Raw genomic sequence first — 23727 nt, 5'->3', positions numbered from 1 at the left:
TTTGAAAGTGTTAGTGAGCGGCCTCATATTTTTCAACGATGTCGGCCTGGATCCGCCCGCGCGTATTGACCTGCAGGCCGTTATCAACGGCCCACAGGCGGATGGCCTTGGCGTCTATACCGACCCCGGCCGTGCGGGGCTGGCGGCCCCGTCCCCGTCCTCCTGACGTCTTCCGGGCGGCGTTGATATACCGTCCCAGGACCTGGCGAAGCTCGTCTGCATGGGCGGTGGTGAGGTCTATCTCATATTCGGCACCGTCGAGCGCGAACTGCACGGTCTCGTCCGCTTTAGATCCGTCCAGATCATCTTCCAAAGTAACGACTGTTTTGCGTGCCATAAGTCCAGATTATCACCCTGCTGACCAAGTGGATAAACCGCGCGGAACCCATTCGCGGCTAATTTGGTGATCCCCGGAACTGAATTACCTGCTGCGTGGGCAGTGATACGCAGAATGTGACTGCTGCGCCTTTTGACTGTCTTTCCCGAACTATTCCGGTATAGCGGAATGCCGTACCGCCCAGGCATGCGGAGAAATATGATGTCCGGTTTGCCAGCGGTTTGTGGTCATTGCCGCAGACATGGCCGGTGCGCTGCTCCGCGGCTGGACCCGCCCGTCCTGCGTGGCCCAGGAGGTGGCCGTCCTGTGCCTGCTGGACCAGGTGGAAGTCATCCAGGACCAGTACGGGCTTGACCTTGCCGAGGGCTGGCGCGGCCGGCTCGAAGAACAGCTGCTCGAAGACACCGACAGTGACATGCTCTACCAGAACGCGATGGACGGCTTCGAAGACCACATTGAATTGAACCTGCATCTCGGGCTCGCCCCGATGGAGTTCGCGGACTGGTTCGAGCCCTTCAATGACTCCCACGTTCCGGCCTTCGTGCACTGACCGCGAGGGTCCGGCTCCCCTGCTTTTCCGGCACTTTTGGAACGCCGATAATCGACTTTTCGTTATGTTGGAAGGCGCGGTGCCTTGTGGCAGTCCGGTGCTCGATAGGGCTTGCTTCGGGTCATGCCCCTTCTGTTGTCTCTGCCCATGAGATGTTCGAGGAGGTCGCAACGCTATGATGCTCATTGGTCCCCAGCCTTTGGCTTGCTCCGCCACATCCTGCTCGGCCTATTTCGTGCGTTGGGTTCCAGCTGAGTCCGGGAATGTGGTGCAACATGGCGGAATGACGGCCTGCGATGGAGGGGGACTCTCACGCTGTGAAGGGCGGCGGGACTTCGCTGGGCTGAGTAGCAAAAATGGCCACAAAAGAGGGTGTGCACATTGTGCACACCGGGGCTTCGGATTCGGTTGTACCGGCCTCGGACCGGGCCGGATTGGCTATGTTTTCGGGGGAGTGGCGGGTTTTCAAGGGATGGCACCCGGTTCGAGTCCCACCTCGGGCACAGTGTTTTCCCTGTCAGGGGCTTGTGAGCCTCTGAGTGTGCACATTTTGTTCACTTATAGGCCCCTTCGGGGGCCTTTTTCATTGCTGGCCGGTGGTGTGGCCGGCGATCTCCTTGTCTAGTTCTTGTGCTTGTGTGTTTGCTCTTTGGTACCTGTTCATGGGCATCCTTGGCCCGGACAGCATGATCTGAGAACGTTCGGCGGAAAATTTCTTCTGCTCGACGTTGGTTGTTCATCCCGCTCCTCCTCCTTTTCGGTTGTGGTGGATTGTTCTGCTTATTCATGGTCGGCCTGGGGGTGGAACCGCATGACCTTCTGGAGTAGCGGTGCCATCTGTGCCTGTTTCTGCCTTCACGACAGTTCATGGCAGGGTTTACTGCTGGCTGCATGACTCTTAGGGCTCTTGTCTCAAGCTCTCCAAGGGGTCCGCGGAGCAGAGCCCTTGACACTACCGGCGCCGGACTTCAGGGCCAGCCCGTTCGGTTGGCTTCCCGGGCGGGGAGGTCCGCGGTGGCGCCCGTTGTGCAGGCGCGGTCATCGCGGACTGGTGAGCCCTGCCGGGCCCTCCATCGCATGGGGGGCTTGTCCGGCAGCGCAACGTTCGGGGGAGCGGCCGGTCTTTGGCTATCGGGCGGTGATGTTCTGCGCCTGGAGGCCCGTGGGGATTTGCCCGACGTCGAAGGACACCTTCTGGTTCTCCTCGAGGGAGCGGTTTCCGTGGCCGACGGTGGTCCGGAGCCGTACGGTATTGGAATGACAGCATCAACACTCGACGCGCTTCCGGCGGTAGGAGCTCCCGCCACCGGCGCCTTGAACGCCGCCGGCTACACCACGCTCAGAGGGCTGGCCGGCGTATCCCGCGCCAAACTTTCAAAGCTACATGGCGTAGGGCCCAAAGCGCTCCGCATCATCGAGGAAGCCCTGCAAGAACACGGCCTCGCCCTGACCTAGCCGCCCTTCCTCACAGATGTCCGGCTATGGCGCCCTGCTGCCCGCCAGGAAGCGCCGGCGATCTCAAGCGAGAATTGTGAGACGTTGACGCGAGACAGGGCGACATCATCGCCGGCGCGGGAGAAGGCGTGCCGTCGCCATGTCCAGCAACCCGCGCTGGATCCAGGTCTCCGCGCCGGCTTGGGAGACACACTTTCTGCCAGGGTGAGGTCTCAGAAATTATTTGGCCTTTGTCAGAGAAGCCTGAATCTGACCTTAGTCTGACAGACCTTGGGCTTTCGATCTGATGTCAGGTTGGGGTGTGCCCAGTCGGACGATCTGGTGCGTCAGAGGCACGAACAGCAAAAATCGGATATGCACGCACACCAGAAGGAGTTCTGCGGGGAAAGGCCCGATCGACGGCTTTCGGAGAGGGTAAGGGCGCTGACGGAGTGCGTGCTTCGCGTTGCCGGTTTGGTGTTAGCGCGCGGGTAGCGTGCTGGATCCCGCTTGTCCGGGTTCGAACGGCCCGGTGAGGGGTCCTGCCCTGTCAACGAATGAGGTAGGCACTCGCTGGGAAGCAACGGTACTGCCGGCCAGCAGGTCCAGAAGTCCCTGGACCCCGAGCCTTCCGATGGCGGCAGCATCGTTGCGGACCCCGCTGACGGCGGGAACGGCGAACTCGAACCAATCAAGATCGTCGAAAGAGACAACGTCAATGCGTGATGCGTGTTCTGGCCCGAGCCTTCGCCTCAGCGCGCGCATCGCGCCAAGTGTTGTGGGTCCGTTCGTTCCGAAAACTGCTGTCGGGAGGACACCCCGATCCAGAATGCGATACATGGCCGCCTCAGAACCATCAGCAAGGAAGTCACCGGCGTCAAGCAATCGGTCATCCAGGCTGATGCCGTGCGCCTCACGGCCAGCCAAGTACGCGGCCCTTCGTTCGGATCCGGTGGAGATCCACTGCGGTCCGCCAACGAATGCCACGTCATGATGCCCCCTGGCTTGGAGCCAATTCAAGACGCTGGCAACGCCTCCGGCATTGTCTGTGGCAAAAAGCGGCGCGTCAACGCCCTCCATTTCTCTGTTGAGCAGAACAACCGGAAGACCGGAGGCTAGGAAAGTATCCAGCTGGGGGGACCGGCCTCCCTGAGGGGCCAAGAGAAGGCCGTCAATGCGTTGAGCGGCAAAGATTCGAAGGTACTCGTCGGCTTGCGCGGCATCTTCATTGGCATTTGCGAGAAGCACGGTGTAGCCATGCTTCCGTGCTTCCTGCTCAGCGGCGTGGGCAAGCTCAGAGAAAAACGGATTGCGGATGTCGGACACAAGAAGGCCGATGACGTCCGTCTTCGAACGACGCAACGACCTGGCCGGCCCATTAGCTATGTACTTGAGTTCGGCAGCTGCTGCCAGGACCCGCGTGCGGGAGTCCTGCGAAGTCTGGCTACTGCCGCTCAACACGCGCGAAGCCGTGCCCAGGGCAACACCTGCGCGCTCTGCGACGTCTTTGATGGTAGCTACCTGGCTCACCCCTCTCGTGGAAACGTTTCAACACTAAGCCGAACGCGGTAACCAAGGCAAGGAGCCCAGAGGGAGTTGGCCGCGTCGAAAAGGTCGCAGGCGAGAAGGCACTGTTGACATCCAGAACATGTGTCGGCATACTCTTGGAAACCTTTCCATGGAAACCTTTCCATCAACGACGGCCCATCCTCCAAGGCTGTTGGTCGTATATCGCCTGAAGCCACCAAGGAGCAACGCTATGAACACGGTTTTCGTGGTCGGAAGCCTGAACATCGACCAGACCATCCGGGTCCCGTCCTTTCCCCGGGCCGGTGAAACAATCCAAGGATCGGACGCAACGTTCAGCCCGGGCGGTAAGGGCGCCAACCAGGCGGTGGCGGCCGCCCGGGCGGGGGCCGCCGTAAGGCTGGTGGGGCGTGTTGGTCAGGATGCCCACGGGGCGGCCATCCTGCAGGTGCTGGCCGAGTCCAACATCGACGGCAGCCACGTGAAGCTGACAGATTCCGCTTCCACTGGCACTGCAGTCATCGCCGTCGATGATCAGGGTGAAAACCAGGTCATCCTCAGCCCCGGTGCGAACGCGGCACTGTCATTCGCCGATGTAGACGCGGGGCTGGCGGCTTTGACCCCCAATGATGTGCTGGTTCTCCAGCTGGAAATTCCCCGGGACATTGTTCGGCACGCCGCGCGTGTAGCCAAGCTCCGCGGCGCCTTCGTCATCCTCAACGCTGCTCCATCTCCACACGAGATTGACGGGCTGTTCGATGACATTGACCTGCTCGTAGTCAATGAGCAGGAAATCCAGGACCTCGCCCGTCTGGCCGATGCATCGGGCGACCTCGCCGACCTGACGGAGATCCTCCCGCCCGTCCTGGGGCCGGCAGTGCTGTGCACCGCGGGAGCGCAAGGCGCCGTCACTTTCCTCGGCAGCCGGCATGTCCACATACCGGCACCTGAAGTATCCGTAGCGGACACGACCGCCGCGGGCGATACGTTCGTCGGATATCTCGCCGCATCCCTGACTGCTGACTGCGAACTCCCTGCCGCGATGACCATTGCCGGCCGCGCAGCATCAATCACAGTGACCCGCCCCGGCGCCGTGGAATCCATTCCCTGGCGCCGGGAACTACCAACCCTGCAAGACCACGACCCCAAATCGCCAGCCCCTTTCCTTTCCCACCATTAGGAGTCACATGAAAATCGCTCTTGGAAATGACCACGCCGGCTTCCCGCTGAAGGACTTCGTCCGCTCAGTCCTGGAAGGCCTCGGCCACGAGGTCATCGACCGCGGCGCGCCCGACGAGTCGCCCGTTGACTTTCCTGACATCACCCGCGCCACCTGCGAACTTGTCCTCACCGGCGAAGCCGACAAAGCCGTCTTGGTTTGCGGAACAGGGGTTGGGGCCGTGATGGCAGCCAACAAGCTCCCGGGCATACGTTGCGCGTTGGGCCACGACGTCTACTCAGCGCATCAGTCCGTGGAGCACGACGACGCGAACGTCATCTCCATGGGGGCCTGGCTCATCGGTCGCGCCACAGCCAAAGAAGTCCTCGAGGCTTTCCTCGTCGCGAAGTTCGACGACGACGAAGACACCAAACGGCGGGTAGCAAAACTCCGGGAACTCGAACTCATGGGAGCCAGGAAGCTGGCGCACGAAATCTAACCCTGCACCACCCAAACCCAAAAGACACAATGGAAATATCAAAGGAGATATCACGATGACGGCACAACTTTCCGACCGCTCCCAGCAAGCCGCGCATGGGTCCCCCGGTAAATTCAAGACGGCCATCGCGTCCGCCGCCGGCACCTGCGTCGAGAACTACGACTTCGTCGCGTACGGCACCGCTGCCGCACTGTACTTCGGCAAGGTCTTCTTCCCCAACACCGACCCCGTCGTCGGGACACTGCTCGCCTTTGCCACTCTCGCAGTGGGTTTCTTCATGCGACCCCTGGGTGGCGCCATCGGCGGCTACCTGGGTGATAAACACGGACGCAAGCCCGTGCTCGTAGGAGCGCTCCTGACCATGGGCATCGCCACCGTGCTCATTGGCTGCCTTCCCACCTACGACCAAGTCGGCGTTCTCGCTCCCATCCTGCTCATCATCATCCGAATGATCCAGGGGCTGGCCTTCGGCGCAGAGTGGGGCGGAGCAGTCATGATGACGTTCGAGCACGCGCCTTGGAAGAAGAGGGGGCGCTTCGCGGCAATCCCTCAGGCCGGCAACCCGCTCGGCATCACGTTGGCCAATGCAGCCTTCCTGCTCTCCGCATCCCTGCAGACCGACTGGGCGTGGCGGCTGCCCTTCCTGGCAAGTGCCGTCCTCATCGTCGTCGGGCTCGTCGTACGGATGAAACTCGAAGAATCCCCGGAATTCGTCAATGCCAAGCACCACGGCGCGATCGTGAAGAATCCCTTGGCAACAGTCATCAAAAACGACTGGCGCAACATCCTGCGCGTGATCTCACTGCGCATCGTCGAGAGCTGCGCCTACTACGTCACCGCAACGTTCCTGCTCTCCTACATCACCCAAAACAACCCAGCCGACCGCGCCGTAGGCCTCACCGGCATCGTGGTCGCCAGCCTCATCGCGATCCCCGTAACCCTGCTCGCAGGCAGCCTGACCGACCACATCGGCCGCCGCAAGCTCTACCTGGGCGGCGCAATCGCCGTGATCATCTTCGGCTTCCCGATGTTCATGCTCAGCAACACCGGCAACCCCGTTCTCATAGTGCTCGCCTTTGTCATCGGCATCGGCATTATCCACGCCACCTTCACTGGAACGCAAGGCGCCTGGTTCGCAGAACTCTTCCGGACCAACACACGGACCTCCGGCGCCTCCATCGGCTACCAGGTAGCAGCGTCAATCTCAGGGCTCGCCCCCTTCCTCGCCGTACTCCTGGCAGCAAACTTCGGATGGGCCGGCGGCGCCTCGCTGTACGTCCTCGTGGGTGTCATCGGGCTGCTCGGCGTACTGACCACGCGCGAAACATGGGGCTCCAAAGAAAAAGCTGAAGTGGACTCGATAATCGCAGGCCCCGCCAATAAGGAAGCAACAGAGGCTTCCAACCAGAACGTAGAACAATTCCACACCAACCACAGCTAGGGCGTTAGTTAGCCAGTAAGGTGAGAGCCAGCGGACGACCCAGGACGAGGTCAGTCCGCTGGCTCGCCAGCGCAACCTGCGGGATATGAAGAAGCAGCGAGTAGTTCCTTTTCCCGCCTTTTTACTGCATGAACGGGTGTTCACGCAGAACTAATAGCCCCGCCGGCCCTTGTTGAAGGAGCTATAGGCAGCACCCGCCCTACGCGCATTTCACTTTGTGGAAGAGCAATGCTCCACGCGATTCGCACCATCCGCCATGTCGCGACGACAGACGCCGCCAGGATTGACGATTTACTGAATTCAACAGTTGAAAGCCTCATCCCTGACGCCCTTGCCATAAACCACGGCATCAGAGTGAACCCCTGGCTGCACGGTCACTTGGTGCCATGCCGCCAGGTAGGGCCGGTGTTACTGAGCCCGTTTAGCCCTTTGGGACTCCCGGCTGAATGTCAGGCGTGGAGTGCTGTCTGAGTTGTTGCACCCGCGACGGCCACCGTTGAGCCACTTTGGGCGGACTCGATGCATGCAAGTGCGATAGCAAGGGCGCGACGGGCGTCCGGGAGCCCTGGCGTGAGCGGAATGCCGGCATCCGGGGCGGCTTCGCCGTCACGGCGGCTGCGGACGTGCTCTGCAAAGTCAGCCAATTCGTCACGGTAGGCGTCAGCGAACAGCTCGATGTTCAGACGGGGGGTCTGAGCGGAGAGGCCGTCCGCTCCGTAGCGCACGGCGGCCGTTTCGGTGGCCCGGCCGGCCTGGACCATTCCGGCGGAGCCGTAAACCTCGCCGCGTACGTCGTAGCCGTAGAGAGCGGAGAAGTTCGCCTCGGCGACAGCGATCGCGCCGTTGCTGTAACGGACCGTGACAACAGCCGTGTCGAGGAACCCTGCGTCTTTGAAGGAGGGTTCGACGAGAGCGTCTGCAGTGACGTGGACACTCACCGGCTCTGCTGTGGGGTTGTACCAGTTGAGCGCATCAAAGTCGTGGATGAGGGTTTCGAGGAAGATGGTCCACTGGGGGATCCGTGCCGCGTGCGGGATGCTTCCGTTGCCGGGGTCACGGGTGACCGAGCGCAGCAGTTGCGGGGTACCCACGGCGCCGGCTTCGATGTCACGGCGGCTTGCCAGGAAGTCGGCGGCGTAGCGGCGGTTGAAGCCGATTTGCCAGTGGACGCCCGCTGCAGCGGCGGCTTCCTCTACCTGGGCCAGTTCCTCGAGGGTAAGCGCTCCGGGCTTTTCGCAGAAAACGTGCTTGCCGGCGCGGGCAGCGTCGATTGACAGCTGGGCGTGGAAGCGCGCCGGTCCCGCGATGACGACGGCGTCGATGTCGGGATCTGCCAGCAGGTCAGCTGGGTCCGTGGTCACGTGGGAAACGCCGAGCTCGGCGGCGAGTTTCGTTGCGGGTTCAACCGCGGGGTCCGCGATCGCTGCCAGGGCTGCTCCGGGGATCTTCTCGGCCAAGCTGCGGGCATGGTATGCGCCCATCCAGCCGGCGCCGATGAGGCCAACCTGGACCGGCCGTGGCCGGGCCGATTCGACAGTGAAGTACGTCATGGGGTGTCCTTTCAAAAATGTCGGCTGGGTGATCCAGCCTTTTCTGGTTTGTGGTGCCGGGCCTGGGCCGGGCGCCCAACGGAGTAGGCACCCAAGGCGACCGATGAGCAGCCGCCCGCGTTGTCAGACGGAAAGCTCCACGCCGGAGCCGGCAAAGGCCTGACGGAAGGCTTCCAGGGCGACGAGGGAGTCAGCTTTCGCCCAGCCCTCCAGCGCGACGATCCCGGTGTAGCCAAGGGCTCCGAGCGCACGGGAAATTGCCGGGTAGGCGATCTCGCCGGTGCCTGGCTCGAAACGGCCGGGCACATCCGCGACTTGAATCTCTCCGATCAGAGGCAGTGCGCGGGTAACGAGGTCGATCAGGTTACCTTCACCGATTTGGGCGTGATACAGGTCCAGATTCAGCCGCAGGTAGGGGCTGTCCACGGCTTCGACAAGCGCAATGGTTTCCGCTGCCTTGGCAAACGGCGTTCCAGGGTGATCCACGGCGGTGTTCAGGTTTTCGAGGGTGAAGACGCGGTTGTGCTTTTCGCCGAGCTCCGCGATCCGCTTGAGCGTAGCGGTTGCGCGGATCCAGTCCGGTCCGCTGGTCGATTCGAGCGGCTTAACGGGAAGGCCTTTGCCGTCGAGTCCGGTACCGTGCAGATTCAGACGGGGACTGTCCAGGACCTCCGCCGCCTGGAGCGACTGCTCTGCCGTGCGGACCAATTCATCGGCCCCCTCTTTGTCGATAAGGTCGCCGGTGATGTAGCCGGTCATCGACGAAAAAGTCGCACCAGAGGCGGCCAACGCCTTCAGGTCCTTCGCGGTCCAGTCCCAGATTTCCACCTGGAAACCCAGGGAGTCGATCTTCCTTACCCTTTCCAGGAAGGGCAGATCAGTGAACAACATTTCCGCCGAAGCGGCCAGTGTGATCCCGTTGGGGTTGAGCGCCACGCTCATGCGATACCTCCATTGCTACCGGCCGCCAGAGGTCATCTTTCGACCGCTGACCTGCCTCGTCGAAAAAGACTAGCACGTGCTAATTGTCACGTGCTAGTGTGTTCCAAAACTCATTGTCAGGACAAAGGAGTCTGTTGTGTCGACTATCGACCACACCGCGACAACCAGCGGATTGCGCTCGGCGCTCCCGCCCCTCACGCCCGGCCCGTACCGTAAGCGGCTGGGCATCGTAGCCCTTATCGCGACGTTCGGGGGCTTGCTCTTCGGTTACGACACGAGCGTACTCAACGGCGCCCTTCACCCGATGAGCATTGAGCTCAACCTCAACGCCTTCACGGAGGGAGTCGTAACGAGTTCACTGTTGTTTGGTGCCGCGGTCGGAGCCATCAGCGGCGGTCGGCTTTCCGATGCCTGGGGCCGGCGCAAGGCGATCCTGCTGCTGTCATCCCTGTTCTTCGTCGGCGGCCTGGTCTGTGTCTTCGCACCCGACTTCACGGTCATGGTGATTGGCCGCGCCATCCTGGGCCTGGCCGTGGGCGGCGCGTCGACCGTCGTGCCTGTCTACCTGGCCGAACTCGCACCCTACGAGATCCGGGGCTCACTTGCCGGACGCAACGAGCTGATGATCGTAACCGCCCAGCTTGCCGCCTTCATCATCAACGCCATCATCGGCAATACCTGGGGAGAGGTCCCCGGTATCTGGCGCGTCATGTTGTCCATCGAAGTCATTCCCGCCACGGCGCTGTTTATCGGCATGCTGCGCGTGCCCGAGTCACCGCGCTGGCTGGTGGAAAAGGGGCGCAACCGGGAAGCACTTAAGGTCCTCCAGGCGCTGCGTCCCGCCGGCCGCGCCGAAGCTGAAATCGCAGAAATTGAATTCCTTGCCAAAGAGGAAAGCGAGCAGTTTCACCTCAACTGGCGTGGCATCCTGTCCAACAAATGGCTGCTTCGGATTCTGCTCATCGGCATCGGCCTGGGTGTATTCCAACAGCTGACGGGCATCAATTCCATCCTGTACTACGGGCAGACCGTACTCATCGACGCTGGGTTCTCGGCGAACGCAGCCCTTGTCGCGAACGTCGCCCCGGGCGTAATCGCGGTCGTCACCGCAGTCATTGCCCTTCGTATGATCGACCGTTTCAGCCGCCGCAAGACGTTCATCCTTGGCTATGCCCTCACGGCACTCTGCCACGTCCTCATCGGAACCGCCTCCCTGCTGCTGCCCGCAGGTAACCCTGCCCGTCCGTTCGTCCTGCTCTTCCTGATCGTCGCCTTCGTGGGCTCGATGTCGCTGTTCCTGAACGTCGCCACGTGGGTGACCCTGTCCGAGATCTTCCCGCTGCGGATGCGCGCCTTCGGGATGGGCGCATCTGTGTTCATGCTCTGGATCACCAACGCATTCCTGGGCCTGTACTTCCCGACGATCATCGGCGCCATAGGCATCTCCGGTTCCTTCTACCTTTTTGCTGCCCTCAACGCCATCGCCCTCGTGTTCGTGTACAAGCAGGTACCTGAGACCCGCGGCTGCAGCCTCGAGAAGCTCGAAGAAGACGTTATGACCGGCGCAATCTACAAAGTCGACGCCAAGAACGCGCGTTGACACGCAAGCACCAAGACGGCAGGAGGCTCCCATGAGCGAAACCAAAAACACAGTCCACATCGGAACAGCTCCCGATTCCTGGGGCGTCTGGTACCCAAACGACCCCCAGCAGCCTCCGTGGGAAAGATTCCTCGACGAAGCACGCGATGCCGGCTACGAGTGGATTGAACTCGGCCCCTACGGCTATTTGCCCACCGATCCGAACCAGCTCGCCGACGAACTTGGTTCCAGAGGGCTCCGTCTGTCTGCCGGAACGATGTTCACATCCTTCCACCGTGGCACCGGGGAAGCCTGGAAGACGGCATGGGAAGAGGCCCAGCAGATCGGCAAGCTCATCTCGGCGCTGGGGGCAGAGCATGTAGTGGTGCTGCCGGAGATGTGGGGTGAACCCGAGTTCCAGAACCCCGCTCTCCGGACGCCAGGAGCAGAACAGTGGAATCACCTCCGCGAACTCCACAACCAGCTGGGACGTGCCCTCCGCGAGGAATTTGGACTCAGCCAGCAGTTCCACTCGCACGCCGAGAGCCAGATCGGAAGCACCCGCGAACTGGAGCGGTTCATCGCAGAAACTGATCCCGAATTCGTGAGCATCTGCCTGGACACCGGCCACTATGCCTACTACGGCGGCGACAGCGTGCGGCTGATCCAAACCCACCCTGAACGGATCGGATACCTGCACCTTAAGCAGGTGGACCAAAACTTGATCTTCGACGTGCTGAAGAACGGAATTACTTTCGCCGATGCCGTCCCGCAGGGAATCATGACCGAGCCGCCAAACGGCATTCCGGACTTCGGGCCGGTCCTTGAAGCTGTCTCGGAGCTGGGCAGGGACATCTTTGCCGTGGTCGAGCAGGACATGTACCCACTGCCCTCGCTGGAAACACCCCTGCCCATTGCCGAGCGGACCCGGAAGCACATCATCTCCTGCTCCAACCTGGCACTGCGTCGATAGTTCACCTTTCGAGCGGCGAGCAGGGGAGCGGAACCGGAACGAACGGTAGCCGCCCCGTGACGCCGCGAGAGGGCAGGTAAGACCGGCTAAGCGCGCTTTGGCTGCATCGACGTTCGGCAGGGTGCAGCCAAAGCCGCCGGCCCGTGTACGCAGCAGGTGCAGGCAAGTCAGACGCAACGTCCGGAATTGCGCGGCAGATCCGAATACCGAGCCGTAATGCGGGCGGGGAATCCAGGCGCAGCAGGGTCCACTCTGTCCGAGCACTTTCCAGTGAGCCGGAAAGTTCCTGCGGGGGCCAATTTCGAGGCTCCCGCATTTCGACCCCCGGTTAGATTTGGGTCTAAAGGTCCCTTTCACGGGGAGGGCCACTGCTGGTACGCACAACAAGGTGTGGCGTTTCTTTGTGTTCCAGCCAAGGGGCCGAGGGGTCTTCTAGCCGCCGAACCATAGCCGCTGTGGCGCGGTCGGTGAGGTCACGCGGTTTGAATCCAACCGTGGTGAGCTGCACGTAAGGCAGGCTTGAGAGGGTGCTGTCATCAAAACCGACCACCGAGATGTCCTCCGGGACCCGGAGCCCGTGACGCACAAGGGTTCCCAGGACTCCCATGGCACTCCGGTCATTTGCAGCCATAATCGCGGTCGGGAGAGGCTTTCGGTTGAGTATTTCAATCGCCGCCCTGGAGCCGCCCTCTTCCGAGTAGTCGCCTCCAACCACATCCATGTGATGTCCAAGACCGGCACCAGCCATCGCTTGCTCATAGGCGCTGCGGCGAACGGCGCTCCCCGGCCCCTCACCTCCGCTAACGTAAGCAATCCTGGTGTGCCCCAGCCCGATGAGGTGCTCCACCAGCATCCTCGTACCTGCGGCGTCATCAACCCGCAGATCGTCATGAGATTCCACGCTCCGCGGACCACCAACCATGATGACCGGAATGTTCACCGGAAGATCCGACACATGGCTGCCACCTCCTTCGGTGGCCAGGACAAAAAGTGCCTCGATTCGTTGGCCCAGCAGCTCGGCAACGACTTTCGAGGCGCTCCGTTCCTTCGACAAGGGACCCAAAATAAGCGAGAAACCGTGTTTCTCCGCCGACCCAAAGAGAGCTTCAACCAAATCAACCTCGAACGGCTGGTGCATGGTAAAAAGTACGCCTAGGCGGAAAGTCCGTCGGCCGCGCAGGGCCCGGGCGGAGGCATCGGGGTAATAGCCGATCTCCTTCGCTGCAGCGAGAACTTTCGCACGGGTCTCTTCACTTGCCCCCGGAAGATCACGAAGGACGAGTGAGACCAGCTGCCTGGACACCCCTACATGCTCCGCGAGGGTCTTCATTGTGGGCCGCTCAACGACGCCGGCCTTCCGCGCCGTGGAGATACCCTCAGGCTGCTCTCTCTGGACGTTCAATCTCACTCCGTGACTCGATCGACTTGCTTCCCGCTCCGACTACCTTAGTGAAAATCACGCCCGGCGATTCCGGTATGGATGGCCACGGCGATCCCATCTGCCGTGCTGCCTCGGGCCACGCCACGGGCGCCCTTGCTCAACCAGGCGACCAAACTTAAAAACTCCACCAAGGACCGCTCGAGCACCGTCAAGGGCAGGTCGGCCGTTGCCGTTCCGGGCAGCAACTTGGCCTTCAGACTAGCACGTGCCAAATTTTTGAACCCAGCCCTAGTTAGTGGACTCTAGCGCGTGCTAGTCGCAGCATGCAAATATGTCAGGACAAAGATTTGGATGTAATGCCGCTCGTAAGGATCGACGTTAACAAGGGCCGCGACAACGATCAGCTTCGGAATCTCAGCCAGCCATCGCCCTTTTCGCTGACTCCACCGGCGGGTTTTCGTTCGCCGATAATGGAGATTCCGTCAACCTGCCGTCCAGAGGGCAGGTCTCGGCAGTAGCTGGGTAGGGAGCAGGTTTCAGTGTGCTCCGATTTGAGCCGCCTGGCGTACTGCTTCGGCAGCGCCCTGCTGCCAGGGAGCTCCGTGACCGGGTAGGACCACAGCAGCGCCGGTAGCTGCTATTGCCTCCAAGGAAGCCAAGGACTGCCGGGTGTGGGGATCGCCGATTTTTGTCTGCTAACGTGCCGTCTGCTTCGCCCTCCTTACTGAGAGGGGTGCGGCGGGCCATTCGAGGCTCCGAGCCCTCTGTTCATTTTCTGGCGCATCCAGAGGATCTTGCCATCACACCAACGTAGTACGGTGCGCAACTCGTCCAACTACGCACATACGCTAGGGCTCGATGCGTCCTGGCGGCTGCGTGACGACCATTTCGGGTAACGACTGTGGCGGGCTACATGGCTTCACCACGCGCCCGCCACATGGGCGCTAGCTAGCGTTCGCGGCATGCGAGCGGATATGGAACTCCGAGTCGACTAGAGGTGTATGCCGACCGCTGCCGAAATCAGTTGGAGGGGAAGTTGTAGGACGCGCTTGAGGGGTGGTGCGCTTCGGGCCAGCGGGAGGTGATGACCTTGCCGCGGGTGTAGAAGGAGACGCCTTCCGGGCCGTAGATGCGCTTGTCGCCGAAGAGGGAGGCTTTCCAGCCGCCGAAGGAGTGGTATGCCACCGGGACGGGCAGGGGCATCTCGAGCGCGGTCATCTCGCCAGAATGTGGTGACTCGCTTAACAGGAGCCGTTGATTCAATAAAAAGTCCGGGTCCTTCCCTCAGGCGTCACGTCCGAATCTGTGGGAATGATGTCGTTCCTGACAGTGTCGCGAGTGCCCTTGAGGCGGGATTCTGGAAAGGCGCCGGAAGTGGATTCCGGCTTATTTATACAGGAAAGAACAATGATGACTGAAACAATCGGCGGGATCGTAATCCCTGATACGGATCTGATACGCGAAGCCACGGCCTTGGTGCAGCAGGCAGCAGATGAGACTATTTTCAACCATTCCCGCAGGGTGTTCCTGTGGGGAATGCTCCAGGCGAAGGCCATGGGTCTGCAGCCGGACCCGGAACTTGCCTACGTGGGTGGAATGTTCCACGACTTGGGGTTGACGCCGAAGTACCGGACCACTGGGCGGCGCTTCGAGGTCGACGGTGCAGAAGCTGCCTATGACTTCCTGCGCGAGCATGGACGTTGCGAACAGGACGCCCGGAATGTCTGGCTGGGCATTGCCCTTCACACCACCCCCGAAATCCCCATGTCGCTTGCCCCTGAGGTAGCGGTGGTGACCCTCGGTGTTGAGACTGACGTTCTGGGACTGCGCTTGGACAAGCTCAGCGACGAGGGCCGCCAGGAAGTCGTTGGCGCCCACCCCCGTCCGCAATTCAAGCAGCGCATCCTGAAAGCATTCTACGAAGGCATGAAGGACCGCCCGGAGACGACCTTCGGAACCATGAATGATGACGTGATCAGCCACTTCGATCCGTCCTTCCAACGCGAAGACTTTGTCCGGATCATTTTGGGCAGCCACTGGCCTGAATAGTGCCAGCCCCGCCGTTGCCGCCCCCTGTGGCGTTAGGGGGTGACAAATCCGGTCACGGGCAGCGTGACCTGCCGCCTGGGGCCGGGGAACGGTCGATGACGTGAGGGGACTGGGGCTGCGGCTGCATACTGGACCCGTGGCACTTACAAGGGAAGTTGGGCATGGCCAATTCATCAAATGTTGTCTTTGTCGTCTTTGACGGTGTGAAGCTTCTGGACGTGTCCGGACCTGCCGAAGTGTTCGCCGAGGCCAACATGTTCGGGGCGGACTACAGGCTGGCTTACGTCTCGGTTTCGGGAGCCCCGGTCCTCACGTCGATCGGAACCCGGCTGGACGTTGAGGGAGCCGTAAATATGCAGACGCCGATCGACACCCTCGTGGTGCCGGGCGGCGATGATCTGGTGGGCAAACCGATCCCCGACGGACTGGTGGCAGCGGTCAAGCTCCTCCACCCCCAGGTGAGAAGGACGGTCTCAATCTGCACAGGCGCGTTCGTGCTGGGCTCTGCCGGCGTTTTGTCCGGGCGCAGGGCAACTACGCATTGGCGGCACGCGCAGGTCTTCTCCCGCTCGTACCCGGACATCTCCGTCGAACCGGACGCACTTTTTGTGGAGGATCGGGGCGTATTTACCTCGGCAGGTGTGTCCGCGGGCATAGATCTTGCTCTGGCCCTGGTGGAGCAGGACCATGGTTCCGGATTGGCTCGGGAGGTGGCGAGGAACCTGGTGCTGTTCATGCAACGTCCCGGCGGCCAGTCACAATTCTCAGCACCCCTGAAAATCAAACCCGTTGGTAGCCGACCGTTGCGGGAGATTATTGATCACGTTTCGGCCCACCCGGCGCAGCACGTCAGTGTCGAGTCCATGGGCGCCATGGTGGGCCTGAGCCCGCGGCAGGTCTCACGACTCTTTGCCGATGAATTGAGCACCTCGCCGGCCAAATTCGTTGAACAGATGCGCCTGGAACATGCCAAGACGTTCCTAGAGACAGGTCAAAGCGTCACTGCAGCGGCCCGTGCGGCAGGGTTCGGCAGTGCAGAATCGATGCGCCGAATCTTCGTTGCGCGCCTGCACGTCTCACCCAGCGAATACAGGGCAAGGTTTTCGACAACTGATGCCCGACTTGTCAGCCGTTGAGCAGTTTTCGCCCGATGGCGTTGCGGACGCCGCAGGTACCAATTCTGCGAAGAGCCCTAGGCACACTAGGAGCACCAGGGCAGCGGCGACCAGCGGGTAAACCAGCCAGGGGACGTTGATGAGCTCGGGCAGCTGGGCCATAAAGAGCAGGACGGCCAGGCGTTGACGAAGCTCACCGCGCAGGACGGGTACCGCCGCATGGGACCGGCCGTTCCCCGGTCCAAACAATCTCGGGCGTGCAGCGAGGTTAGCCTTGATACGAAAACGACATTGCAGTGATACGCGGTCAGTTAGCATTGATATATGAATATGAGAGCAACGATTCTAGAGAAGGCCTCAGAGCTGCTTTCACAGTCCACCAGCGGGGGCATCTCCACGCGGGCAGTGTGCGATGCTGCCGGTACCAGCCAGCCGGTGCTTTACAGGCTTTTTGGTGACAAGGAGGGGTTGTTGTCCGCGGTCGTGGATCATGTCTGGGATCAGTACCTGAGCATGAAGCGCGCGGCAGATAAGTCCGAGGACCCGTTGGATGATCTCTACAGCGGTTGGGACAGTCATGTGGCGTTCGCCCTTGATCACCCGCATGCCTACCGGCTCCTTTTTGGTACCCCACTGTCGGTGCCGGCAGAGGCTGGCCAGGAAGCGATGCGTCTGCTCCAGGACAACCTGGACAGGCTCGCCGCCCAAGGTCGTTTGACGGTGACCCCCGAAGAGGCAGCACGGATCGTCATGGCGGCGAATACTGGAATTGCCTTGTCGCTGATCCTGCGCGGCCATCAGTACCCGGACAAAAAAATCTCCACGGCCATGCGCGATACTGTTTATCGCTCCCTGCTAAGCGATGCCGGAGTGAGCGCGGAGGAGCAGGCGCCCGTTATTGCGGCAACAACTATACGGGCTGCCCTGACACAACCCCCCACGGAAGAACTATTCACCCGGTCCGAGGCCGCGCTTCTGTCCGAGTGGCTCAAACGGATACAGGACCGCGCGACAGCGGCTGACCGCACCCCTTAATTTCACATTCCCAATGCGCCATGCCGTGGTCTATTCGACGCGCCCAAATGCAAAGTTTTAGGAGAAAATATGAACACGGAAACAACGCGAGTAGCCCTTGTCACAGGTGCTTCCGGTGGCATTGGTCGCGCCGTTGTCCAGCGCCTTGTTGCTGACGGCTTCGCAGTTGCTGTCCACTACGCCGGCAACAAGGAAGCAGCGGAGACCCTTGTCGGCACCATCACCGCAGCGGGTGGACAGGCAATCTCTGTTGGTGGTGATGTCGCTGACGAAGCTGCCGTGAGCGCAGCGTTCGAAGCCACAGAGGAGGCTTTTGGCGGTATCGACGTCGTGGTGAACACGGCGGGAATCATGATTCTTGGGTCCATCGTCGATTTGGACCTCGCCGACCTGGACCGGATGCACCGCACCAACATCCGCGGCACCTTCGTAGTCTCTCAGCAAGCAGCACGGCGTGTCCGCGCCGGTGGAGCAATTATCAACTTCTCAACTACGGTGACCAAGACACAGTTCCCCGGCTACGGCGCCTATGTTGCGAGCAAAGCAGCCGTCGAAGGAATGACCTTGATTTTGGCCCGCGAGCTCCGCGGCAAGGACATCACCGTTAACACTGTGGCGCCAGGGCCCACAGCGACACCTCTATTCCTGGACGGAAAAGACGACCAGACCGTCTCCCAGCTGTCCAAGGCAGCCCCGCTGGAACGGCTTGGACAGCCCGAGGACATCGCCGGCTCCGTCGCTTTTCTCGCAGGACCCGGCCGATGGATCAACGGACAAACCATCTACTCAAACGGGGGGTTGGCCTGATTTCCCAGTCGGTCAGCGACAACCGCTCCAACCTAAAGCACATCATATGTCTCAAATCGTCGTCATCACCGGTGCCAGCAGCGGCTTCGGTGCACTCACCGCGCGGGCCCTGGCCGACGCCGGCAACATTGCCTATGCCGGAATGCGTGACCTCACGGGAGCAGCGCACCCCAAGGAGAGCAAACTGTGGAGTAATCCCGCCAGAACAACGTCGACCCTTCACACCGTCCAGATGGATGGGACGTCCGGCACCGAAGTGCAGGCAGTGATCGACAAGGGCATTGCGAGCAATGCCGCATAGACATCTGATGCACAATGCACAACGCAGGGCCATATGGCGACAGGGCCGCTAAGAGCATTCAGCCCCTTGCAATTCGGTCACTTGTATGAAGTGAACGTCCCTATTTTGCGGGCAAAGCGGCTATGGACTCGCTCGCTGTCTCCTGCCGGTGAGCTATAGCCCGCTGGGGTATTGAGGCTTCCATTGTTGTTCCGGGTTCAGTTACCCGGAACCAACCACTTCGTCCATTCCGGTCGGCCGGTGGACAAGGCCGTGGAGGCTGAGTACGAGACCAGGTGTGAAGGGCTCATGAACCAGGTGGCCGAAAACTTGCCGCCCTCGCACCCGCCGATGCCCACGCCAGCCAACACCGATGCAGACGTGGGCTCCGCTAGGGCGAATTAGAGGAACTGATGGCTTCCCACCGCAACAAGCTCGCCCGGATCGAGCTGGCCCAGATGGAGGGCATCCTCCCGGCGGACCGGTCCGCCATCGAAATCCTAACCGAGGTGCGTGCCCTAGCGATGACCTGGCACACCCTCACGCCTGACATAAGCCGGGCTCAACTCCCTGAGGCCGCCGCACAGCGCGCGCCGCAGTCGTTGAAAACGTCAGAAGGCTCATAAGGCAGTCAGACGAGCAGGTTGGCGAGGAGCTCCTTACCAGCAAATCCGACAGGCCACACGTGGCGCCGCGCGCCTCGCCAGCTCCAGGCTTTAGATCACTCAGTGGCCAACGGCTCCAGCGGCTCCGCATTCACAGTCAAAGGCCTAGGAGGAGCGACTGATTGCAGCCCGCGCCCTCATCGGTCAGGATTCGCATGGGTCAACTCTCCCCGAGAGTTCCTGCATATGGCTGCCTCAGCGGGGCGCGCTGTTATCGGGCTGAGGATTCTCCGCTGGACGGGCCCGCTAGGGAGAGGCAGGTTCAGGAGGGGTTTTCGTCGGTTGTGTGTTTCCGCGGCGAGGTGTGGAGGACCGTAAGGGCAAGTTCTTTGGCTAATCGGACCGCGTCCGGATGCCGGTCGAGCTGGGAGTTGGCGACTGCTCCGTCGTAGAGCAGGCGCAGGCGGTTTGCGACGTCATGGGGCTCGGTAAACCCGGTTTCCGTGGTGAGGTCGAGGAACATGTTGGCGAGCCAGCCACGGAAGGTCCGCAGCGCTTCGGCCTCCACGCTACCCGGGAGCGCTTCGGCGTTGGCGTTCGCGAACGCGCACCCGTTGTAACCGGGCGTGAGGACCGCTTCGTGCAGGGCATCAAAGACGGCCAGCAGTTTCTCGACAGGATCTTCCAGGCCCTCCTGGTGCCGGGCGATGCGTTCACGGCGCCGCTGGTCCCAGGCTGCGAGGTAGGCAGCTATGAGCTCGTCCTTGCCTGAGAAATTGTAAAAGAGTGAACGCTTGGCGACCCCGGCCTCACCGATGATCCGGTCGATGCCCACGGTGTGCACACCCTCGGCATAAAAGAGGCGGTCGGCAGCATCCAGAAGGCGCTGCCGGGCAGGGAGCCGGGGCGGGGAGCTCATACCCCAAACATATCAGACAGATCTGTCTAAAAAAATCTTGACATGATGAGACAGTTCTGTCTAACTGGTTTCTGTTAGACCGTTCTGTCTCAAGGAGCCTTTCTTGTCCCGAACCGTGCCACCCACCACGGCCTTCGCCGGCGTCGCGGCAGTTTTCGCCGCGTTCTTCTTCGCCGCCGGCGCGCCCACGCCCTTGCTCTCGCTTCGCCAGCAGGAGTGGGGCTTCTCGGCCGGCACCCTCAGTGCCGCCTTTTCCGTCTACGCATTCGGCCTCCTGGTGGCCCTCCTGGTCGCCGGGTCACTTCCTGACCACATCGGCCGGCGCCCGGTCATGCTCATGGCCCTCTACGCCGAACTCGTGTCAATGCTCGCGTTCCTGGCCGCGCCGAACATCACCTGGGTCATCGTCGCCCGCACCATCCAGGGCCTCGCCACCGGGCTCGCGACCAGCGCGTTCAGCGCGGCCATCGGCGAGCATGCCCCCGCCCATCTCAAGAAGCTCGCCGGGGGCCTGGCCGGAGCCTCCGTCGCAGGCGGCCTGGGGATCGGCGCCCTGCTGACCGGGGCGGCGGTCCAATTCACCCGTGACGCCAACACCCTCATTTTCAGCCTCCTGACAGGGGTCATCGTCCTGGGCATCATATTTGTGAGCTTCACTACCGAGACGGCTGCGAAGCGACCCGGGGCGCTACGCTCGCTTACTCCGCGCCTTGGCCTCCCGGCCCGCATCCGTGGTGAATTTCTCGCGGGCCTCCCGGTGCACATCGCAGGGTGGATGTTCCCGGCCCTCTTCCTCGGTCTCTCACCGGCCGTGCTCCGGCTCCACTTCGGCCTGGACGGCGGCCTGGTTGCAGGCTTCACGGCCTTCCTGGGCCCGTTCGCCGCCGCGGTTGCGGGTTTCGCCTTCGCCCGGCACCCCGCAAGGCGCAGCACCCTCGTCGGGGCATGCCTCATCCTCGCGGGAATGATCTTGGTCCTTCTGGGCGTCACCGATACGTGGCTGCCGGCAATCTGGATCGGCGCGGTGCTTGGCGGAATCGGTTTCGGCGGCACCTTCGGCGGACAGCTCCGCCTGATCGCCCCGCACGTGCAGCCCCACCAGCGCGCCGGCGTCTTCTCCGGCATCTACACCGCCGCATACCTCTCCTTCGGCGTCCCCGTCATCATCGCCGGCCAACTCGCGCCCCGGTGGGGCCTCGTCCCGACCCTGCAGTCCTATGCCGCGGCCGTCATTATCCTCGCCGTCCTGAGCATCATCATCCAGGCAGTACTCCTACGGCGGGACGCGACGGCAAACGCTGCCCCGGCACGGTCGGCCGCCGGTCAGGCGGACGTTCCGGGGGAGGGCTTTAAGTGATCTTCAACAGGGCTGACCTAACAATGACGATCAGCCCGAGAAACTTGGCATTCCCAGGCCCGCTACCCAGCCGCTGTCGGACTACACCAGGGCAAGCGGGCCATCGTTCGGCACGGAGTTTGACCAGCAGATGTGGGCCGCAGACTGAGCTTGTCCAGCATTTTGAAGAAACGGTCGGCGTTCATCAACATCACGCTCGAGGACAGCGCAAGGATTACCGACAAATTTCGAAACCATTTACAGCATTGGATGGAGACCCGAGCGCATTCCCATCAACGGCTGATAGATCCCTCATCGGCAGGTGAATAAGGGTCCTTTAGGGCCTCTCCTACGCGCATTTCCAAGCGCCGATAAGCGTGATTCCGTCAAGCTGGGGTAGGAGGGGGTTGCAGTGGGCGGGGGAGTGCCTTTCCCCTTGCTGGGAGAGCCGTAGTTTCAGGAGGTATCCCGAAACTACGGCTCTTTGTGGTGGAGTTGTTCAGGCTTGGTGCCGAAACGTTAGGCAACCCTAATCCCTGGCCCGGGAGCTAGAGCATCCGGTATCCAGATTCGTCGGACTCTCGGGTGTCGGAGATAAAGGCCCTTGACGGGGCTTCTTGACTGGGTGATCCGCTAGCCTTGCTGGACCCGATTGAGAAAGTGTCTGGTGCGGTATTGGAGGCCCTCAATCTGGCGGAGGACGACGGCCGCCGGGTCGGGGTTGATCTCATTGGCCGGAGGCTCCTTTCGCACGTTTCCGCAGCACACGAAGTCTGCGCAAATCAACGTGCCAACGGTGTTCCCGTCACGACCGGACTGGCCAGCGCGCTTGGCTACCCAAAGGAGCACATCTTCCTTGGAGAACACATCCCGGCACAACTCGCAGAGCACGGAGCGATTTTTCTTTGCGCCGCCTTCGGGTGCACGGAGCATAATCCCGGTCACGCCTTTTGGCCTCGGCACTACCAAGTACCCCCGAAGCGGCATCTTCTCGTCGCGCCAGGCAAGGAAGTCCAGGTTGTCCCAGTCCTGGGAATCGAGGTTTCTGGGCAGAGTGAGCTTTGTTGCCTCGGAACGGGTGGCATTGATAAAGGATGAACGGATCTGTTGCGGCGTGATTGCCTGCATGACTGACTCTTTCGACGATATGGTTTCCCCTTGCGGGGACGGTCATGGAGTGTCAGCTTCCGGGCGCGCGAAAAGGGGACCACAGTCTAGGTCTTTTGTCAGTTGGTGACCTGAAGAATTAGGGTCGGGTCCGCCTCGTGGGGAAGCTGGGCGGAGGAGCGGGCACACTGCAGGCCATGACGGCCACCTCGCTCACTATGGCCGCAGCGACCGCAAAGGTCCCCCGCGCACTCATTGCCCTCGTTCCCTCACCTTTCTTCACCGGTCATACCCGGTTCCCATATCCTGCCAAACCATATCCAAATCTGTCCAAAGGTCATTGCCACCATCCCTGACAACGCAGCCGCCTGATACAAGGAGCAGGACGTAGAAATCGAGAACAGACGCACGATTCTCACAACGAATGCAAGGGACAGTGGAACGCCTGTGAGGGATATCTCGTCAACCCAGGCAGGGGCGAGCAGCGTCGGCGCCATAACCTTGGCACGAAAGTGTTGGCTAAGACATTTGAGGAGCAACGTCTATTACCTGCCGGCGGTCGCCGCCTCGAGGCGGCAGGACTGATCTTTTGGGGAATTCTTCCTGCGTCCGGTACGTTGCAGTCGCCGACAAACCCTCAACAGAGAAGAGATGCACCTCCGTGGCCACTGATTACGATGAACTGCGCACCGACGTCAAGGAATCCCAGGAAAACTCACTGGAGGCCCTGAAGACTGCTAAGGCGCCCGACGCCAAGTCCGTGGTCCAGGAGCTCGACGAGGCTGACGCCCTGGACGGCCTGACCCCTGGTGGCGAGTTCATTGCCGAAGAGCTCGTCGTTCAGGTCATCCCGCAGGCTGACGATGAGTTCACCTGCTTTACCTGCTTCCTGGTCCGTCACCGTTCGCAGAAGGCGCACGAGAAGGACGGCCATGCCTACTGCGTCGAATGTGAGGGCTGAGCGGTTCTGGCCGGCTGTCCCGGAGCATATCTGGGACAGTATCCGCGAGGAATTCACCCTGCCGACCGCAGCCGACCTAGCGACCCACTTCCAATCCCTTGGCGATCCCGAGGCCATGCGCCGTGCAGTCCGGGTGTTCAT

At 61.5% G+C, this 23727-nt stretch carries 22 protein-coding genes and 2 pseudogenes; 15 read left to right on the top strand and 9 right to left on the bottom strand.

Annotated elements, in window-relative coordinates; all coding sequences use genetic code 11:
- Positions 1 to 10: 10 nt before the first annotated feature.
- The gene (locus AC5RWD_RS08760; RefSeq protein WP_494019641.1) at positions 11 to 337 is read right to left on the bottom strand and encodes a histone-like nucleoid-structuring protein Lsr2; all 327 of its coding nucleotides are present in this window, start codon (positions 335 to 337) and stop codon (positions 11 to 13) included.
- A gap of 223 nt (positions 338 to 560) precedes the next feature.
- On the opposite strand from AC5RWD_RS08760, the gene AC5RWD_RS08755 reads away from it, so the two are divergent.
- Together AC5RWD_RS08755 and AC5RWD_RS08750 are read left to right on the top strand one after the other, a co-directional pair.
- Positions 561 to 887, top strand: coding sequence for a hypothetical protein (locus AC5RWD_RS08755; RefSeq protein ID WP_494019640.1), 327 nt, complete (start codon positions 561 to 563; stop codon positions 885 to 887).
- 1257 nt (positions 888 to 2144) lie between these two features.
- Positions 2145 to 2342, top strand: coding sequence for a helix-hairpin-helix domain-containing protein (locus tag AC5RWD_RS08750; protein WP_494019639.1), 198 nt, complete (start codon positions 2145 to 2147; stop codon positions 2340 to 2342).
- Positions 2343 to 2801: 459 nt separating this feature from the next.
- Here the strand turns inward: AC5RWD_RS08750 and AC5RWD_RS08745 are convergent, their stop codons facing one another.
- Positions 2802 to 3851, bottom strand: coding sequence for a LacI family DNA-binding transcriptional regulator (locus tag AC5RWD_RS08745; protein ID WP_494019638.1), 1050 nt, complete (start codon positions 3849 to 3851; stop codon positions 2802 to 2804).
- 229 nt (positions 3852 to 4080) lie between these two features.
- Between AC5RWD_RS08745 and AC5RWD_RS08740 the strand changes: the two genes are divergently transcribed.
- From AC5RWD_RS08740 to AC5RWD_RS08730, 3 genes are read left to right on the top strand one after another with little or no spacing between them, the layout of a single operon-like run.
- The gene (locus AC5RWD_RS08740) at positions 4081 to 5028 is read left to right on the top strand and encodes a ribokinase (protein ID WP_494019637.1); all 948 of its coding nucleotides are present in this window, start codon (positions 4081 to 4083) and stop codon (positions 5026 to 5028) included.
- Between the two features lie 7 nt (positions 5029 to 5035).
- A complete protein-coding gene (locus tag AC5RWD_RS08735; RefSeq protein WP_494019636.1) occupies positions 5036 to 5506 on the top strand; it encodes an RpiB/LacA/LacB family sugar-phosphate isomerase in 471 nt (156 codons plus the stop codon).
- A gap of 55 nt (positions 5507 to 5561) precedes the next feature.
- The gene (locus AC5RWD_RS08730; protein ID WP_494019635.1) at positions 5562 to 6947 is read left to right on the top strand and encodes an MFS transporter; all 1386 of its coding nucleotides are present in this window, start codon (positions 5562 to 5564) and stop codon (positions 6945 to 6947) included.
- A gap of 449 nt (positions 6948 to 7396) precedes the next feature.
- Here the strand turns inward: AC5RWD_RS08730 and AC5RWD_RS08725 are convergent, their stop codons facing one another.
- Together AC5RWD_RS08725 and AC5RWD_RS08720 are read right to left on the bottom strand one after the other, a co-directional pair.
- On the bottom strand, positions 7397 to 8497 hold the full coding sequence (locus AC5RWD_RS08725; RefSeq protein WP_494019634.1) for a Gfo/Idh/MocA family oxidoreductase: 1101 nt from the start codon (positions 8495 to 8497) through the stop codon (positions 7397 to 7399).
- Positions 8498 to 8620: 123 nt separating this feature from the next.
- Complete coding sequence (locus tag AC5RWD_RS08720; RefSeq protein ID WP_494019633.1) at positions 8621 to 9439, bottom strand: TIM barrel protein; 819 nt, start codon at positions 9437 to 9439, stop codon at positions 8621 to 8623.
- Positions 9440 to 9575: 136 nt separating this feature from the next.
- On the opposite strand from AC5RWD_RS08720, the gene AC5RWD_RS08715 reads away from it, so the two are divergent.
- Both AC5RWD_RS08715 and AC5RWD_RS08710 read left to right on the top strand, forming a co-directional pair.
- Entirely contained in the window at positions 9576 to 11039 is a 1464-nt protein-coding gene (locus tag AC5RWD_RS08715) for a sugar porter family MFS transporter (protein ID WP_494019632.1), read from the top strand.
- Between the two features lie 31 nt (positions 11040 to 11070).
- Positions 11071 to 11991: a sugar phosphate isomerase/epimerase family protein gene (locus tag AC5RWD_RS08710; protein WP_494019631.1), complete on the top strand. Its 921-nt coding sequence runs from the start codon at positions 11071 to 11073 to the stop codon at positions 11989 to 11991.
- Positions 11992 to 12331: 340 nt separating this feature from the next.
- Here the strand turns inward: AC5RWD_RS08710 and AC5RWD_RS08705 are convergent, their stop codons facing one another.
- From AC5RWD_RS08705 to AC5RWD_RS08695, 3 genes and pseudogenes are all read right to left on the bottom strand, one after another.
- Complete coding sequence (locus tag AC5RWD_RS08705) at positions 12332 to 13129, bottom strand: LacI family DNA-binding transcriptional regulator (protein ID WP_494019650.1); 798 nt, start codon at positions 13127 to 13129, stop codon at positions 12332 to 12334.
- 69 nt (positions 13130 to 13198) lie between these two features.
- A pseudogene (locus AC5RWD_RS08700) lies at positions 13199 to 13321 on the bottom strand (LacI family DNA-binding transcriptional regulator); the annotation flags it as partial.
- Positions 13322 to 14392: 1071 nt separating this feature from the next.
- A pseudogene (locus AC5RWD_RS08695) lies at positions 14393 to 14575 on the bottom strand (methylmalonate-semialdehyde dehydrogenase (CoA acylating)); the annotation flags it as partial.
- 171 nt (positions 14576 to 14746) lie between these two features.
- On the opposite strand from AC5RWD_RS08695, the gene AC5RWD_RS08690 reads away from it, so the two are divergent.
- The 6 genes from AC5RWD_RS08690 (at position 14747) to AC5RWD_RS08665 (ending at position 19284) form a co-directional block, all read left to right on the top strand.
- Positions 14747 to 15421, top strand: coding sequence for an HD domain-containing protein (locus tag AC5RWD_RS08690; protein ID WP_494019630.1), 675 nt, complete (start codon positions 14747 to 14749; stop codon positions 15419 to 15421).
- A 161-nt stretch (positions 15422 to 15582) separates the two neighbouring features.
- Positions 15583 to 16557 (top strand): GlxA family transcriptional regulator, encoded by a 975-nt coding sequence (locus AC5RWD_RS08685; RefSeq protein ID WP_494019629.1) that lies wholly within the window; start codon positions 15583 to 15585, stop codon positions 16555 to 16557.
- Positions 16558 to 16860: 303 nt separating this feature from the next.
- A complete protein-coding gene (locus AC5RWD_RS08680; protein ID WP_494019628.1) occupies positions 16861 to 17571 on the top strand; it encodes a TetR/AcrR family transcriptional regulator in 711 nt (236 codons plus the stop codon).
- Positions 17572 to 17640: 69 nt separating this feature from the next.
- Complete coding sequence (locus tag AC5RWD_RS08675; protein WP_494019627.1) at positions 17641 to 18378, top strand: SDR family oxidoreductase; 738 nt, start codon at positions 17641 to 17643, stop codon at positions 18376 to 18378.
- A 46-nt stretch (positions 18379 to 18424) separates the two neighbouring features.
- Positions 18425 to 18679 carry a hypothetical protein gene (locus AC5RWD_RS08670; RefSeq protein ID WP_494019626.1) on the top strand — a complete coding sequence of 85 codons (255 nt, stop codon included), beginning with the start codon at positions 18425 to 18427 and terminating at the stop codon, positions 18677 to 18679.
- Positions 18680 to 19071: 392 nt separating this feature from the next.
- The gene (locus AC5RWD_RS08665) at positions 19072 to 19284 is read left to right on the top strand and encodes a hypothetical protein (protein WP_494019625.1); all 213 of its coding nucleotides are present in this window, start codon (positions 19072 to 19074) and stop codon (positions 19282 to 19284) included.
- Positions 19285 to 19585: 301 nt separating this feature from the next.
- Here AC5RWD_RS08665 and AC5RWD_RS08660 read toward each other — a convergent pair whose 3' ends face one another.
- Positions 19586 to 20182 carry a TetR/AcrR family transcriptional regulator gene (locus AC5RWD_RS08660; protein WP_494019624.1) on the bottom strand — a complete coding sequence of 199 codons (597 nt, stop codon included), beginning with the start codon at positions 20180 to 20182 and terminating at the stop codon, positions 19586 to 19588.
- 103 nt (positions 20183 to 20285) lie between these two features.
- Between AC5RWD_RS08660 and AC5RWD_RS08655 the strand changes: the two genes are divergently transcribed.
- Positions 20286 to 21539: an MFS transporter gene (locus AC5RWD_RS08655; protein WP_494019623.1), complete on the top strand. Its 1254-nt coding sequence runs from the start codon at positions 20286 to 20288 to the stop codon at positions 21537 to 21539.
- 612 nt (positions 21540 to 22151) lie between these two features.
- Here AC5RWD_RS08655 and AC5RWD_RS08650 read toward each other — a convergent pair.
- Entirely contained in the window at positions 22152 to 22646 is a 495-nt protein-coding gene (locus AC5RWD_RS08650) for an FBP domain-containing protein (protein WP_494019622.1), read from the bottom strand.
- A gap of 640 nt (positions 22647 to 23286) precedes the next feature.
- Between AC5RWD_RS08650 and AC5RWD_RS08645 the strand changes: the two genes are divergently transcribed.
- Complete coding sequence (locus AC5RWD_RS08645; protein WP_494019621.1) at positions 23287 to 23586, top strand: DUF4193 domain-containing protein; 300 nt, start codon at positions 23287 to 23289, stop codon at positions 23584 to 23586.
- Positions 23587 to 23727: the final 141 nt, after the last annotated feature.

It is taken from the genome of Arthrobacter sp. CMU6, assembly GCF_059090205.1.
Note: the sequence above shows the minus strand (reverse complement) of the source record. Positions and strands in the feature narration are given on the sequence as shown.

Bases quoted from the DNA above. Each gene is read 5' to 3' on its own strand.
- AC5RWD_RS08760 (WP_494019641.1), bottom strand. From the start codon at position 337: ATGGCACGCAAAACAGTCGTTACTTTGGAAGATGATCTGGACGGATCT.
- AC5RWD_RS08750 (WP_494019639.1), top strand. From the start codon at position 2,145: ATGACAGCATCAACACTCGACGCGCTTCCGGCGGTAGGAGCTCCCGCC.
- AC5RWD_RS08740 (WP_494019637.1), top strand. From the start codon at position 4,081: ATGAACACGGTTTTCGTGGTCGGAAGCCTGAACATCGACCAGACCATC.
- AC5RWD_RS08735 (WP_494019636.1), top strand. From the start codon at position 5,036: ATGAAAATCGCTCTTGGAAATGACCACGCCGGCTTCCCGCTGAAGGAC.
- AC5RWD_RS08730 (WP_494019635.1), top strand. From the start codon at position 5,562: ATGACGGCACAACTTTCCGACCGCTCCCAGCAAGCCGCGCATGGGTCC.
- AC5RWD_RS08725 (WP_494019634.1), bottom strand. From the start codon at position 8,497: ATGACGTACTTCACTGTCGAATCGGCCCGGCCACGGCCGGTCCAGGTT.
- AC5RWD_RS08720 (WP_494019633.1), bottom strand. From the start codon at position 9,439: ATGAGCGTGGCGCTCAACCCCAACGGGATCACACTGGCCGCTTCGGCG.
- AC5RWD_RS08710 (WP_494019631.1), top strand. From the start codon at position 11,071: ATGAGCGAAACCAAAAACACAGTCCACATCGGAACAGCTCCCGATTCC.
- AC5RWD_RS08705 (WP_494019650.1), bottom strand. From the start codon at position 13,129: ATGCACCAGCCGTTCGAGGTTGATTTGGTTGAAGCTCTCTTTGGGTCG.
- AC5RWD_RS08685 (WP_494019629.1), top strand. From the start codon at position 15,583: ATGGCCAATTCATCAAATGTTGTCTTTGTCGTCTTTGACGGTGTGAAG.
- AC5RWD_RS08680 (WP_494019628.1), top strand. From the start codon at position 16,861: ATGAATATGAGAGCAACGATTCTAGAGAAGGCCTCAGAGCTGCTTTCA.
- AC5RWD_RS08675 (WP_494019627.1), top strand. From the start codon at position 17,641: ATGAACACGGAAACAACGCGAGTAGCCCTTGTCACAGGTGCTTCCGGT.
- AC5RWD_RS08670 (WP_494019626.1), top strand. From the start codon at position 18,425: ATGTCTCAAATCGTCGTCATCACCGGTGCCAGCAGCGGCTTCGGTGCA.
- AC5RWD_RS08665 (WP_494019625.1), top strand. From the start codon at position 19,072: ATGGCTTCCCACCGCAACAAGCTCGCCCGGATCGAGCTGGCCCAGATG.
- AC5RWD_RS08660 (WP_494019624.1), bottom strand. From the start codon at position 20,182: ATGAGCTCCCCGCCCCGGCTCCCTGCCCGGCAGCGCCTTCTGGATGCT.
- AC5RWD_RS08650 (WP_494019622.1), bottom strand. From the start codon at position 22,646: ATGCAGGCAATCACGCCGCAACAGATCCGTTCATCCTTTATCAATGCC.